Consider the following 13,358-nt stretch of genomic DNA (forward strand, 5'->3'; position numbering starts at 1 on the left):
CTGGCATGCGGGCGAGCCGGGGCTTAGGCTTGTTGCATGCCCCTCACTCCTGGCGGGTCGACGCAGCTGTCGTCGACCCGAGTTCGTCTTGCCCTGTTAGCGCTCGCCCTGGGTGGTTTCGGTATCGGTGCGACCGAATTCGTGGCCATGGGTCTGCTGCCAAACCTCGCCTCCGACCTGCTGCCGGGACTCTATGCCAGCGAACCGGATGCCGCCAACGCGCAGGCAGGCTGGCTCATCTCGGCCTACGCCCTCGGTGTCGTCGTCGGCGCTCCGACGATCGCCGCGGCTGCAGCCCGCTGGCCGCGCAAACAACTGTTGCTCGGCCTGCTGACCGCGTTCACCCTCGGCACCATCGCGTCGGCCCTGCTGCCCACCTTTGAGACCGTGCTGGCCGCTCGTTTCGTGGCCGGGCTGCCGCACGGCGCGTACTTCGGCATCGCCTCACTCGTTGCCGCCCACCTGATGGGTCCGGGTAAGCGGGCCCGCGGCATCGCGATCGTGCTCGGCGGCCTGACCATCTCCAACGTCATCGGGGTGCCCACGATCACCTGGATCGGTCAGATGAGCGGATGGCGCGTCGCCTACCTCGTCGTCGCCGCTATTTTCGCGCTGACCTTCGTGGCCGTCGCCGTTTTCGTGCCGTTCCAGGCCGGCAACCCGAAAGCCACCATGCGCGCCGAGCTGCGGGCGTTTGGCAAATTGCAGGTCTGGATCACCCTGTCAATCGGCGCGATCGGCTTCGGCGGCCTGTTCGCCGTATACACCTATGTGGCCCCCCTGGTTATCGAGATCACCGGGTTGGCCGCAGCAGCAGTGCCACTCATCCTGGTGGTCGTCGGCCTCGGCATGACAGCGGGCAACTTCGCCGGGGGAGCCCTGGCCGACTGGAGCGTGCGCCGCACAATGTACATCGCGTTCGGCGTGCTCATCCTCGCGCTCATCACTTTGGGCCTGTCGGCACAGTTCCTGGCCGGGCTGCTGGTGGGGATGTTTCTGGTCGGCGCTGCGGCATCCGCTTTGTCGCCGACCATTCAGGCCCGGCTGATGGATGTGGCGCACGAAAGCCAGTCGCTCGCAGCGGCGCTCAATCACTCCTCGCTCAACGTCGGCAACGCCCTCGGCGCGGCCCTCGGCGGTGTGGCCATCGCTGCGGGGCTCGGTTATCTCGCCCCGGTGTGGATCGGTGTTGGGCTCAGCGCGCTCGGCGTGCTGCTGACCGTGGTTACCTTCAGCATCGACCGCAGCCGTCGGCACCGTGGCCACCATGTGCCTTACGGAACCCAGCTGATCCCCGTGGTCCGGCAGCGTTAACGCAGTAGACCGGCCAGTATCGAAATGTTGGCCGGTCAGTGGTGAAGCGGATGCTGCGCGTTTAGTCCGTCTGCAGCAGGATGCCGTCGTGGATGGCGCGCTTGCGCAGCGCGACCTTCGTGCCCACGTCGTAACCGGCCAGGCGATACTTCTCGCGAATGCGCTTGAGGTAACTCTTGGCGGTCTCCTCGGAGATGCCGAGCTGGTAGGCGACGGCCTTGACCGGCTCGCCGGCCCCGTAGAGCGCCATGACGCGGCGTTCCTGCGCGCTGAGGCGGGGCCCTTCAACGTTGTCGGTTGAGTTGAGCGCGTAGTCGAGCTCGGCCGAGATGTACGACTTGCCGTTGTAGGCCGCGCGAATGGCGTCGACGATCATGCTCGCTTCCTCGCTCTTGACGAGGTAGCCCAGAGCGCCAGCGGCGAGGGCTTCGCGTACGAGGGCTGGCTCGGAGTAGGTGCTCATGAGCACCGTTTTCACCCCGGTCGTCCTAAGCGTGGAAATCTTCAGGGAAACCGGAATGTTGTCCTTGAGGTCGAGGTCGAGCAGGACGACATCCACCGGAAACTCGGGGTGAGTGAGCAGCTCGGGCCAGGTGGTCACCGCCGCCACCATCTCGATGTCGTCAGCTGCGCTTCGGATCCACTCGGTGAGTGCGCCGAGCAGCATCCTGTGGTCATCCACCAGGGCCAATCGGATGGGACGGTCTGTCGTCGTCATTTTCTGCCTCCTACTTCCTGCACACTATCGTCAAAATACCCAACATTAGGCATCCGCGGGATTGTCCACGCTGCACTCGATGTCTACCCACAGACTTCCGGCCCGATTTGAGTCCACATGCGGGCCAACCGCACGAATTGCCTGCCAGGTTTCGGGATCGACACGCCGCCTGGATACCCCCGTTGTGGTCAATTCGATCGAAAAACGCACCTTTCGGTGCAGGAGCGCCCCATATGTGGGGGCAATTGGTCCGAGGCGAAGCGAGATGGATGCCCCGGACCGCGCTGTGTCCCCCATGAGGAGCCAAATTGTCAATAGCAGCCCATCGCGTTGCGGCGGGGAGAGCAGCCCGGCCAGGCCGGCCGGATCGCTGAGTGCGACAACCGGACCGAGAAATTCACTCTCGGTGATGGCATGGTGGAGCCACGTTTCGGTGCGCCCCTCGATCAGGTGCAATCGAAGCTGGGTGGCCAGGGAAGCGGCCGTTGCCGCCGCCGACGGCGCGAGTGGCAGTGCGGTGCGGCCCTGGGCTACATCGTCGAGCAGGGTCTCGGCATCGAGATCGAGCCGCGCCAACTGCTCGGAGGCGAGCATCCCGACCGCGAATCGCGGTTGGGAGACCGTGCTCTGCACCAGCACGAGATCGAGTTCGCGCTGCACCATGCGCCGAAAGGCCTGCACGATGCTCGCACCGACCAGCGGTGGCGCGACGGCGAGGGCGATGGAGAGAATGTCGGGGCCGAGGGTGAGCAGGTCCGTGCGCGTTTTGAACAGCGTCGCCGCGCTTATGACCAGACCGAGGGCCACCGCGGCCATGGTGATATCGCCGGTCTCTCGCAGCGTCACGATCGACAGGAGGAAAGCACCGACGGCGGGCGCCGCTGTGGGGAAGTCTCCCGCGCCACTCACCCCCCAGGATCCGGCCAGATCGAGCGTCACCACGATCACACAGACTCCCAGGGATACCAGGAACAGCCAGAGGGGCAGCCGGCACCCCAGTTTGCAGGCCACGATATTCACGGCCACCGCGGTGGCCAGCAGAATGACCCAGGCCAGAATACTTAGCACGGGGACCCGCGCTGGGTCCCACTCGATGATCAACCGCGCGAGCAGGAACACAGCGATGAACGCCCCGCTGACGCTCATGCCGATACCCAGATGACGGGCGCCCAAACCGTTCCGGTCCGACCGAAAGACGGTGATGTGGCCGTCGCCGCGCAGAAACGTGCGTGGAAAACGTAAGGGCAACAGGTCAGCTCGGGTGCGCCGGCCCGCGGAGGCCGGTGGCCAGCTGCGTTCAGAGGACCCGCCGAGCAGACGCAAACCGACACCGCGTGCCCGCGGGTGGGTTGCAATGGGTGCCGTGTCGTTAGAGTGATTCACTTCGGAACCTCCAGCACGACCGTGGTTCCGGCCCCGGGTGACGAGAACAGGCGGGCATTGCCACCGATGTCCCGCAGCCGGGCGATGACCGATTCGGCGACGCCGAGCCGCTCAGAACCCACCCGGCCGAGGTCGAAACCGACCCCGGTATCGGTGACCATCACGCGAACGGTGCTGTCGTCATCCGTTATCGTCACGTCTGCGTGGTCGACACCGGAGTGACGGCGCACGTTTTCGAGGCATTCCGAGAGAGCCAGGAGAAAGGAATCCAGAACGTTACTGTGCAGCTGTACCTGGCCGCTGCCGTGCCAGTTGACGGTGAGACCGAGCCGTTCAAAGCGTTGGCGCACGGCGTCCAGGGTATCGCCGAGAGTGAGCACCGTCGCCGATTCCAGGCTGTAGACCCCGGAACGACGCGGCGTCGGCAGCCCGCCGAGGCGTAGCTGGCGCAGCAGCCGAGCGTCATCACCGGCTTGTTTTTGCAGTGCGTTCGGGCTCACCCCGACACCGGAGTGGGCGAGTAGGGTCAGCGTGGCGAGCACCGTGTCGTGCAACAGGCGGGCATCCTGGCGGCGCTGCGCCTCCAGCTCGCTCGCATGCCGCTCGGCCCGGTGGGCGCGGCCGATCGCGGCGATGCGATGCATCACCCGGGGCACGCTCTGCGCGATCCACCAGGAGGCGAGGGTGAACGACAGCCACATGGCCACGGTCAGGGCCAGCAACACCATTCGGTCGGGAGCATCGACCGTCACGACAGCGACACTGGTGACCGTGAGCGCGAAAGATGCCGCGAGTAGCATCAGGCGGCGGGGGCTGGTCAGGAGCACGGCGGCGACCGCGCACATCGGCGCGGTGGAGACCATGCCGATGACACTCTCCTCGATCAAGTTCGGCGGAACGCCGGGATGGCTGGTGAAACCCACGATGAGAATGATCGCGACCCCGCTGAGTAGGGTCAGAACGGCCCAGCGTAGCGCTCCGGTGCCTCCAAGCAGGTATTGGCCAGTGGCCATAAGCAGCACCAGCGCGGCAGACCAGAGGCGCGCGTCGGCCTCCAGACCGCCCGGTACCAGCACGCACGCCAGCGTTGTTGCCGAACCGACGAGCCCGCCTGCCTGCACCCCTCTGCGCAGGAGACGGTCGCGCTCCTTGATGATGCGTTGCATGGGTGCCTGTCCGGTTGCAGATGAAGGTGTTCTATCAGCACCATAGCGGGCGACGCACACGTGGGTACGACTTAGGGCAACACCCGCCGGATCTGGGCCCCGATTGCCTCGTTCTCAATGAGGAAGCCATCGTGGCCGTAGCCGGATTTCAGGACCACCGCGGTGGGTCCATCGATATTGTTTGTCAGGTGCGCGGCGATCGTGCGCTGGCCAGCGACGGGAAAAAGACGGTCGCTATCGATTCCGACGACGACCGAGTGGGCGTTGATTCGACCGAGGGCGGCCGCGACGCCGCCGCGTCCGCGACCGACATCGTGGGAGTTCATGGCTTCAACCAACACTATGTAGCTGTTGGCGTCGAAACGTCGAGTGAATTTGTTGCCATGAAAGTCGAGGTACGATTCCACGGCGAAACGGCCGTTGGCGCCGAGCGGACTGATGCCGCTCTGCCAGCCACGATCGAAACGAGCGTTCAGCTCGGCCGGGCTTCGGTAGTTGAGCAGGGCCATTCTGCGAGCCAGGGCCAAACCGCGCGTCGGCCCGTCGCCGTCTGCTTCGTCGTAATAGTCGCCGGCACGAAACGCCGGGTCGGTACGAATAGCCTCGATCTGCACCGAATTGAGCGCGATCTGGTCGGCGGTCGTGATCGGTGGCGCGGCCAAAATGATCAGGCGTTCAACCCGGTCAGGGGTCTCGATCGCCCATTCGAGGGCGTGCATGCCGCCCATCGAACCGCCGATGACGGCCGCCCAGCGGTCGATGCCGAGCAGGTCACTGAACACCCGCTGCGCACTGACCTGGTCGCGAATGGTCAGATAGGGAAAACGGATACCCCACTCCAGGCCGTCGGGCGCAAGCGACGCCGGTCCGGTGCTACCTTGGCAGCCACCGAGCATATTCGGCGCCACGACGAACCATGAATCGGTGTCGATGGCGAGGCCGGGGCCAACGATGCCGTCCCACCATCCGCCGGTCTCCTGCCCGGGGCCGGGCGCGCCAGCTACGTGGCTATCACCGGTGAGGGCATGGAGCACGAGCACGGCGTTGTCGCCGGTCGGGCTCAACGTGCCCCAGGTTTCATAGGCGAGGCGGGCCATCGGCAGGCTGCCGCCGGCCTCGAAGGTGAGTGGCCCGAGGTTGAGGAACTGTCGGTGGCCGACCGGGTCGCCGTCGCGCCAGGCGCCGGTCGCCGGAGGCTTGCCAAGGACCGAGCGCGCCTGGGCTTCGGTGATGAAGCTCGACGGGACCGTGTCTGCTGACGATTGCCATTCCATACACGTCTATTCTGGCGGTCGGATGAGCAGCCCGGGCGCATGTTACGTCGTACGCCCGGGCGAAGAGCGATCGTCAGGCGTTGCTGCGGTCGCGCTTGACGACGGCGCGCGCTGCAGCCAGACCGGCCTCGAGGTCGGCTTTCAGATCGGCGACGTTCTCAATGCCCACGGAGAGCCGCACCAGGCCGGGCGTGACTCCGGCCGTGAGCTGCTGCTCAGGGGTCAGCTGGGAGTGCGTGGTCGACGCCGGGTGAATGACCAGGGAACGTACATCCCCGATGTTGGCGAGGTGGCTGAACAGAGTCAGGTTGTCGACGAGGGCGCGGCCGGCCGCGACCCCGCCCTTCAACTCGAACGAGAGCACAGCTCCGACGCCGAGTGGAGCGTACTTGTTGGCGTTGGTATACCAGGGGCTCGACGGCAGTCCGGCGTAGTTCACCGAGGCAATGTCATCGTGGTGGTCGAGCCATTCGGCGATGTCCTGGGCGTTTTGCACATGGCGTTCAATGCGCAGGCTGAGTGTTTCGATGCCCTGAATGAGCTGCCAGGCGCTGGCCGGGGCTATCGCGCTTCCGAGGTCGCGCAGCAGCTGTACGCGGGCCTTGATGATGTAAGCAATGCCGTCGCCGACCGCGGTGGTATAGCTCGCGCCGTGGTAGGACGGGTCGGGTTCGGTCAGTCCCGGAAACTTTTCGACGTTTTTCGACCACTCGAACGTGCCGCCGTCAACGAGTACGCCTCCGATAATGGCGCCGTGGCCGCCAAGAAACTTCGTTGCCGAGTGCACGATGATGTCGGCGCCGTACTCAAACGGGCGAATCAGATAGGGCGTGGCAATCGTGTTGTCGACGATCAGCGGAATGCCGGCCGCGTGCGCGATATCGGCGACGAGCGAGATATCGAGCACGTTGATGCGCGGGTTGCCGATCGTCTCGGCAAAGAACAGCTTCGTGTTGGGGCGTACCGCACGCTCCCACTCATTCGCGTCATCCTGGTCTTCGACGAATGTGGTTTCGATGCCCAGCTTGGCCAGGGTGTACTTGAACAGGTTGTAGGTGCCGCCGTAGATAGAACTCGACGACACGATGTGATCACCGGCCTGGGCAATGTTCAATACCGCGAAGGTGGATGCCGATTGGCCGCTGGACAGCAGCAGTGCGGCGGTTCCGCCCTCGAGCGCGGCCACGCGCTCTTCGACGACCGCCTGGGTGGGGTTTTGGATGCGGGTGTAGATGTTGCCGAACTCGGCCAGCGCGAACAGGTTCTGCGCGTGCTCGGCGCTGTTGAAGACATACGAAGTGGTCTGATAGATCGGGGTAGCGCGCGCGTTCGTGACCGGGTCGGGCCGGGCCCCGGAGTGGACCTGCTTGGTCTCAAACTTCCACGATGAAGAATTGTCGGTCACAGTAGCCTCCGGATTACTCAGCGCGGAATGTCCGGCTTCGCCCCGAGCATATGAAGGCGCGAATGGCCGTGCAAGAGTGGGCGAAACACAACGTCACGTTGTCGCGGCGGTTAGGTGCGCTCGCGGTGTGGCAACACGATCGTTCCGGGCGGCGTCGCCATGGTCGTGCCAAACAGCCACCGGGCTTTCGGTTCGACGAAGGGCCGAGCCAGTCGTCGAACGAGGGGCGTCGACAGCAGGAAAGAGGTAGCCACGCTCAGCACGATCATGCCCGGCAATACCCACGCAGGCTGCGGCCCGTCGAGCACGCCCGTTTCGCGCAGCGGGTACAGCACGAAGGTGTGCAGCAGGTAGATGTACATCGTGGCCGTGCCGAGGTTGGTCACCCAGGTCGTGCGGCGCGGAATCAGCATGAGGAACGCCACGATGAGCGCACAGGCGAGCAGCATGACGGCCAAACGGATGCCGCCGGCCCAGAACTCGGAATACCCGAATATCGCGTACGCCTCGTCGTAGAGCAGGAATCGGCGCACCTGCAGGGTGCGCAGGGTTTCGATGTTGAGCCCGATCAGCAGATACAGCAGGGCGAACAGTCCGATCGCCCCGGCCCGCCAACGCCAGATCAGGCCATCACGTAGTTCGAGCCAGGTATCGGTCAGCTGCCACTGGCGCATTTTCCAGCCGAAGACGAAGAATGGCAGCAGCCCGAGGGTGCGGGACAGGGCGAACGTGCCGTCGATATTGGGCAGGTAGCCGGCCCCGATCGAGATAATTATGCTGATGATGAGGGGGTAGCGCAGAAGCACGAGGTAGGGCAGGGCAATGCGCCAGAGCAGGAGGGCGAGCAGAAACCACAGCGTCCAGCTCGCGGTGGAGTAGTCCAGAACGAACTTGCCGCCGAGGATCCAGCGCAGCACCGTCCAAACCGTCTCGAAGATGACGTACGGAAAAATGATGTCGGTGAGCAGCCGGTGCAGCTGCCGCGCGTCTGGTGGTCCCGACTTGGCGAAGTAGCCGCTCACGGCCACGAAGACGGGTACGTGGAAGGCGTAAATGAACAGATACAGCGTGTACGCGACATCCGATTCGCCGATGAGTTTGAGAATCGCGTGGCCGATCAGCACGAGGGTCACGGCGACCCAGCGCGCGTTGTCCCAGAGGGGTACGCGACGCTTCTGCGGTGAAGTGGTGGTGTCCAGTGCGCTCATTGACACCATTCTCCCGCCACAATGGACAAATGAGTACTCGACGAGTGGTTGTGACCGGAGCAAGTTCAGGAATTGGAGCGGCAACGGCACGCCTGTTCCGGGAGCATGGCTGGAACGTGGTGGGGGTAGCGCGGCGTGCTGACCGCCTCAGAACGCTGCAAGCCGAAACGGGGGCGGATGTCTTCACCGCCGACCTCACAGTGCAGGCGGATGTCGACGCCTTGCGTGACTACCTCGCCGCCAGCGGCCCGGTGCACGCGCTCGTCAACAATGCCGGCGGCGCCAAGGGTCTCGACTCGGTCGAGGCCGGCAGCATCGAAGACTGGGCCTGGATGTACGAGATCAACGTGCTCGCCGTCAAGCGGGTCACCACGGCCATCCTGCCGCTACTGCGCGCCGGCATCGACTCCGGGGCCGGATCAGCCGATATTGTGACCGTCACGTCGATTGCGGGCCATGTCGCCTACCTCGGCGGTGGCGGCTACAACGCGGCCAAGTTCGCCGCGCACGCCATGACCGAGGTGCTGCGCCTCGAACTCTCCGGTGAGCCGATCCGGGTGATCGAGATCGCGCCGGGCATGGTCAAAACGGATGAGTTCGGTCTGGTTCGCTTTGACGGTGACGCCGACAAGGCTGTCGCAGCTTACGATAACGTGCCCGACCCGCTCTCGGCCGAGGACATCGCCGAGACCATCGTTGCAAGTGTTGAGCGGCCCGCGCACGTGAACCTCGACCTGATCGTGATCAAGCCGGTCGCCCAGGCTGCCACGACCCGCATCGCCCGTGGTCCCCTAAAAGTTCGGGAGTAGCAGGCAGCCCGCAGCGTTGCTAAAAAACGGGCTGGACGGGATCGTGAGATCCTGGCCAGCCCGTTCGTAATGCGGAGGAGGGGCGGGGGGTTAGTGCTCGACGGCCTTTTCGGCGCCGTGACCGGTGAGTGAGCGCACGGCCATTTCGGCGGCGAGCTTCGGGCTCTCCTTCGTGGTGCTGGTGACCGATCCGAGCCAGCCCAGGAAGAATCCGAGTGGGATCGAGACGATGCCCGGGTTGCTCAGCGGGAAGAACGCGAAGTCGACACCTTCGCCGAACATGGAGGTGGGCGTGCCCGAGAACACCGGCGAGAAGATGATCAGCAGAACGGCTGAGGACAGTCCGCCATACATGCTCCAGACCGCGCCACGGGTCGTGAACCGACGCCAGAACAGCGAGTAGAGGATGGTCGGCAGGTTGGCGCTCGCCGCGACGGCGAAGGCCAGGGCCACCAGGAAGGCGATGTTCTGCCCCTGCACGCCGATACCGCCGGCGATGGCCAGAATTCCGATGACAACGACGGTACGACGGGCGACCTTGACCTCGTCGTCAGGGTTTCCCTTGCCCTTCTTGATGACGGAGCCATAGATGTCGTGTGCGAAGCTCGTTGCTGCCGTGATCGTGATGCCGGCCACGACGGCCAGGATCGTCGCAAAGGCGATGGCCGAGATGAAGCCGAGCAGCAGCGGACCGCCGAGGGCGAGCGCGAGCAGTGGGGCTGCCGAATTCACTCCGCCTGGAGCGGCCTCGATGGTTTCCGCACCGACGAGCGACGCGGCACCGAAGCCGAGCACCAGGGTGAAGATGTAGAACGCGCCGATGAGCCAGATAGCCCAGACGACCGAACGACGAGCTTCCTTCGCGGTCGGAACCGTGTAGAAACGCATCAGCACGTGCGGCAGGCCGGCGGTGCCGAGCACCAGGGCGAGGGCGAGGGAGATGAAGTCGAGCGGGTTCGCGCCGTACTTCAGGCCCGGGGCCAGGATGTCTGCGCCGGCGGCGGAGACGGCAACCGCGCTGTCGAGCAGGTTCGACAGGCTGAAGCCGTTGATCGCGAGTACCCAGACGGTCATCGCGAACGCACCGATGATGAGCAGGAATGCCTTGACGATCTGCACCCAGGTGGTGCCCTTCATGCCGCCCACGAGTACGTAGACGATCATCAGGCCACCGACGACGGTCACCACGATGGACTGGCCGAGCTTGTCATTGATGCCGAGAAGCAGTGAGACGAGTCCGCCGGCACCGGCCATCTGGGCGAGCAGGTAGAAGAAGCAGACCGCCAGGGTGGTCGTTGCTGCTGCCATGCGCACGGGGCCCTGCTTCAATCGGAAGGAGAGCACGTCGGCCATGGTGAACTTGGCCGTGTTGCGCATGAGCTCGGCGACGAGCAAGAGGGCGACGAGCCAGGCCACGAGGAATCCGATGGAATACATGAAACCGTCGTAGCCGGTGACGGCGATCGCGCCGACGATGCCGAGGAACGACGCTGCTGAGAGGTAGTCTCCGGCGATGGCGAAACCATTCTGCGGCCCGGTGAAGGAGCGGCCACCCGCGTAATAATCTGCGGCGGTCTTGTTGTTGCGTCCCGAACGGATCACGATGATCAGCGTCACCGCCACAAAGGCGAGAAAGATCGAGATGTTGAGTACCGGGTTGTTTTCAACCGGTTTGACGGTTTCGGCCAGAATTTGTAAAGCGTTCATCGCTGTTCCATCCGCTCAAGTTCGCCGCGAAGTTCTTCGGTCAGGGGATCGATCTTGCGGTTGGCGAAGGTCACATAGCTCATCGTGATGATGAAGGTGGTGACGAACTGGCCGAGGCCGAGGAGCAGGCCGATGTTGATGCTCCCAAAGACCGGCGTCGCCATGAAATCGTGCAAATACGCCGCGGCGAGAACGTAGGCGATGTACCAGACCAGGAAGAAGATCGAGAGCGGCACGACGAATCGGTTGCGGGTCTTCTTCATGTGCAAAAACTGCGGCGTCTTCTCGTAGGCCTCGTAATCGATTGTGGACTTCGGTGGGGCGTCTTTCACTGCTTCACTCATGGGGCCTCCTTGCCTCAGGGATGGAAAATGCGGGTGTGGAAAAAAGTGCGGGCTCCCGGTGGGGGCGGAATGCTCGTGACTGGGTTAGGAAACGGATGCCGACAGCGCCCGTTTCAGATCGTCGAGAACAGTGGGGTCTTCGATGGTGGGAGGGATGGAATATTCTTCGCCATCGACGATTTGCCGAATGGTCTTACGAAGAATCTTGCCCGACCGCGTTTTGGGCAGCCGGTCGAGGATGGTGACGTCGCGAAACGCTGCGACCGGGCCGACGTGTTCCCGAACGAGGGCGACGAGTTCTGCGGCAAGTGTGTCGTGATCGACAATACTGCCCGCTTTGAGGGTGACGAAACCCGCGGCACGCTGACCCTTGAGCGGGTCGTGCACGCCGAGTACGGCGCACTCGGCGACGGCAGGGTGCAGAGTGAGGACCTCTTCGAGGGAACCGGTCGAGAGCCGGTGCCCGGCAACGTTGATCACGTCATCGGTACGACCCATCACGAACAGGTAGCCGTCGGTATCGAAATGTCCGGAGTCACCGGTGGCATAGTAGCCGGGAAAAGCGGTCAGGTAAGAACTCGTGAAACGGTCCTCGCTGCCCCAGACTCCGAGAAGTGTGCCGGGTGGCAGCGGAAGTCGGATGGCGATGTTGCCGTCCTTACCGATCTTCTCGATCGGTCGGCCCCGGGAATCGAGGATGGCGATGTCGTACCCGGGCACCGGAACCGTGGCCGAGCCCGGTTTGGTCGGCAACTCTTCGATGCCGAGCAGGTTGGCGCAGATTGGCCACCCTGTTTCGGTCTGCCACCAGTGGTCGACGACCGGGCAGTGCAACCCATCGTTGGCCCAGTGGAAGGTTTCGGGGTCGAGGCGTTCCCCGGCCAGGAACAGGCTGGTCAGGCTGGACACGTCGTGGTTCTTCAGTTCGAGCAGGTCAGGGTCGACGCGACGGATGGCTCGAATGGCCGTTGGAGCGGTGAACAGCACCTTCACTTTGTACTCGTCGACGACACGCCAGAAAGCCCCGGCATCGGGGGTGCCGATGGGCTTGCCCTCGTAAATCACCGTGGTAGCGCCGGCCAGAAGGGGTGCATAGACGATGTAGGAGTGGCCGACCACCCAGCCGACATCGGAAGCGGTCCAATACACGTCGCCGTAGCCCACGTTGTACACATTGCGCATCGACCAGTTCAGGGCGACAGCGTGGCCGCCGTTGTCGCGAATGATGCCCTTGGGCTTTCCGGTCGTGCCGGATGTATAGAGGATGTACAGCGGATCCTCGGACCGCCGGGCGACCGGGTCAGCCGGCGCGGCTTTGGTCTCCTCGTCGGCCCAGTCCAGCCACACGGTATCCGTGGAACCGTCGTGGTAGTCCGCAGCCGAGCCGGGAACACTCTCTCGGTCCCGCACGATGACCGTGTGCACCGAGCCCTGGCTCAGGGAGATGGCCTTCTCGACGAGCGGCAGGTATTCAACAATGCGGCCGGGTTCGAGACCACCGGATGCCGTGACGATGACACTGGGACGGGCGTCATCGATGCGCACGGCGAGTTCCGTCGCGGCGAAACCGCCGAAGACAACGGAGTGCACCGCTCCGATGCGAGCGCAGGCGAGCATGGCGACGACGGCTTCGGGGATCATCGGCAGGTAGATGATGACCCGGTCGCCGGTACCGACGCCGTTGGCGCGAAGGGCGCCGGCGAATTTGGCGACCCGACCGAGCAGGTCGAGGTAGCTGAGCTGTATGCGGGTGCCGGTCATTGCGGAGTCGTAGATCAATGCCGTGTGGGCGCCTCGCCCGGCGAGAACGTGTCGATCGAGAGCGTTATAGCTCGTGTTGAGTGTGCCCCCCGGAAACCAGCTTCCGGTCGCCGTGCCGTCAACGGCGAGGGCACTCGTCGGTTGCGTGATCCACTCGATGCCGGCGGCAGCCTCCAGCCAGAAATCCTCTGGCGACGAAATGCTGCGTCGCCAAGCTTCCCGGTAGCTCGCACCTGATTCGCCGTTCATGTAAACCTTCTCCATCGAAG

Annotated in this window: 11 protein-coding genes; 2 read left to right on the top strand and 9 right to left on the bottom strand. The window is 64.3% G+C overall.

The window, feature by feature from the left end; translation table 11 throughout:
- Positions 1–36 precede the first annotated feature (36 nt).
- Complete coding sequence (locus E3T38_RS15360; protein WP_134548987.1) at positions 37–1,314, top strand: MFS transporter; 1,278 nt, start codon at positions 37–39, stop codon at positions 1,312–1,314.
- Positions 1,315–1,375: 61 nt separating this feature from the next.
- Here E3T38_RS15360 and E3T38_RS15365 read toward each other — a convergent pair whose 3' ends face one another.
- The 6 genes from E3T38_RS15365 to E3T38_RS15390 all read right to left on the bottom strand — a co-directional run bounded on the left by E3T38_RS15365 (position 1,376) and on the right by E3T38_RS15390 (position 8,468).
- Complete coding sequence (locus tag E3T38_RS15365; RefSeq protein WP_104127064.1) at positions 1,376–2,032, bottom strand: response regulator transcription factor; 657 nt, start codon at positions 2,030–2,032, stop codon at positions 1,376–1,378.
- A gap of 45 nt (positions 2,033–2,077) precedes the next feature.
- Entirely contained in the window at positions 2,078–3,415 is a 1,338-nt protein-coding gene (locus E3T38_RS15370; RefSeq protein WP_134548988.1) for a hypothetical protein, read from the bottom strand.
- Positions 3,412–4,581 carry a sensor histidine kinase gene (locus tag E3T38_RS15375; RefSeq protein WP_134548989.1) on the bottom strand — a complete coding sequence of 390 codons (1,170 nt, stop codon included), beginning with the start codon at positions 4,579–4,581 and terminating at the stop codon, positions 3,412–3,414. Before E3T38_RS15375 ends, E3T38_RS15370 begins: the two co-directional genes overlap by 4 nt.
- Positions 4,582–4,652: 71 nt before the next feature.
- Positions 4,653–5,855, bottom strand: a complete 1,203-nt coding sequence (locus E3T38_RS15380; RefSeq protein ID WP_134548990.1) for a homoserine O-acetyltransferase — start codon at positions 5,853–5,855, stop codon at positions 4,653–4,655.
- A 73-nt stretch (positions 5,856–5,928) separates the two neighbouring features.
- Positions 5,929–7,260 (bottom strand): bifunctional o-acetylhomoserine/o-acetylserine sulfhydrylase, encoded by a 1,332-nt coding sequence (locus E3T38_RS15385; protein WP_134548991.1) that lies wholly within the window; start codon positions 7,258–7,260, stop codon positions 5,929–5,931.
- Between the two features lie 110 nt (positions 7,261–7,370).
- Positions 7,371–8,468 carry an acyltransferase family protein gene (locus tag E3T38_RS15390; protein ID WP_241984510.1) on the bottom strand — a complete coding sequence of 366 codons (1,098 nt, stop codon included), beginning with the start codon at positions 8,466–8,468 and terminating at the stop codon, positions 7,371–7,373.
- 29 nt (positions 8,469–8,497) lie between these two features.
- Here E3T38_RS15390 and E3T38_RS15395 point away from each other — a divergent pair, with 29 nt between their 5' ends.
- Positions 8,498–9,277 carry an SDR family NAD(P)-dependent oxidoreductase gene (locus E3T38_RS15395; protein ID WP_174775257.1) on the top strand — a complete coding sequence of 260 codons (780 nt, stop codon included), beginning with the start codon at positions 8,498–8,500 and terminating at the stop codon, positions 9,275–9,277.
- A 90-nt stretch (positions 9,278–9,367) separates the two neighbouring features.
- Here E3T38_RS15395 and E3T38_RS15400 read toward each other — a convergent pair whose 3' ends face one another.
- The 3 genes from E3T38_RS15400 to E3T38_RS15410 form a co-directional block, all read right to left on the bottom strand.
- Positions 9,368–10,984, bottom strand: a complete 1,617-nt coding sequence (locus E3T38_RS15400; RefSeq protein ID WP_104199326.1) for a cation acetate symporter — start codon at positions 10,982–10,984, stop codon at positions 9,368–9,370.
- Positions 10,981–11,328: a DUF485 domain-containing protein gene (locus E3T38_RS15405; RefSeq protein ID WP_104199327.1), complete on the bottom strand. Its 348-nt coding sequence runs from the start codon at positions 11,326–11,328 to the stop codon at positions 10,981–10,983. The genes E3T38_RS15400 and E3T38_RS15405 overlap by 4 nt, the downstream gene beginning before the upstream one ends.
- Positions 11,329–11,412: 84 nt before the next feature.
- Positions 11,413–13,338 (bottom strand): AMP-binding protein, encoded by a 1,926-nt coding sequence (locus E3T38_RS15410; protein ID WP_134548993.1) that lies wholly within the window; start codon positions 13,336–13,338, stop codon positions 11,413–11,415.
- Positions 13,339–13,358 lie beyond the last annotated feature (20 nt).

Source organism: Cryobacterium sp. Hb1 (assembly GCF_004403585.1).
In the GTDB taxonomy this organism is placed as follows: Bacteria; Actinomycetota; Actinomycetes; order Actinomycetales; family Microbacteriaceae; genus Cryobacterium; species Cryobacterium lyxosi.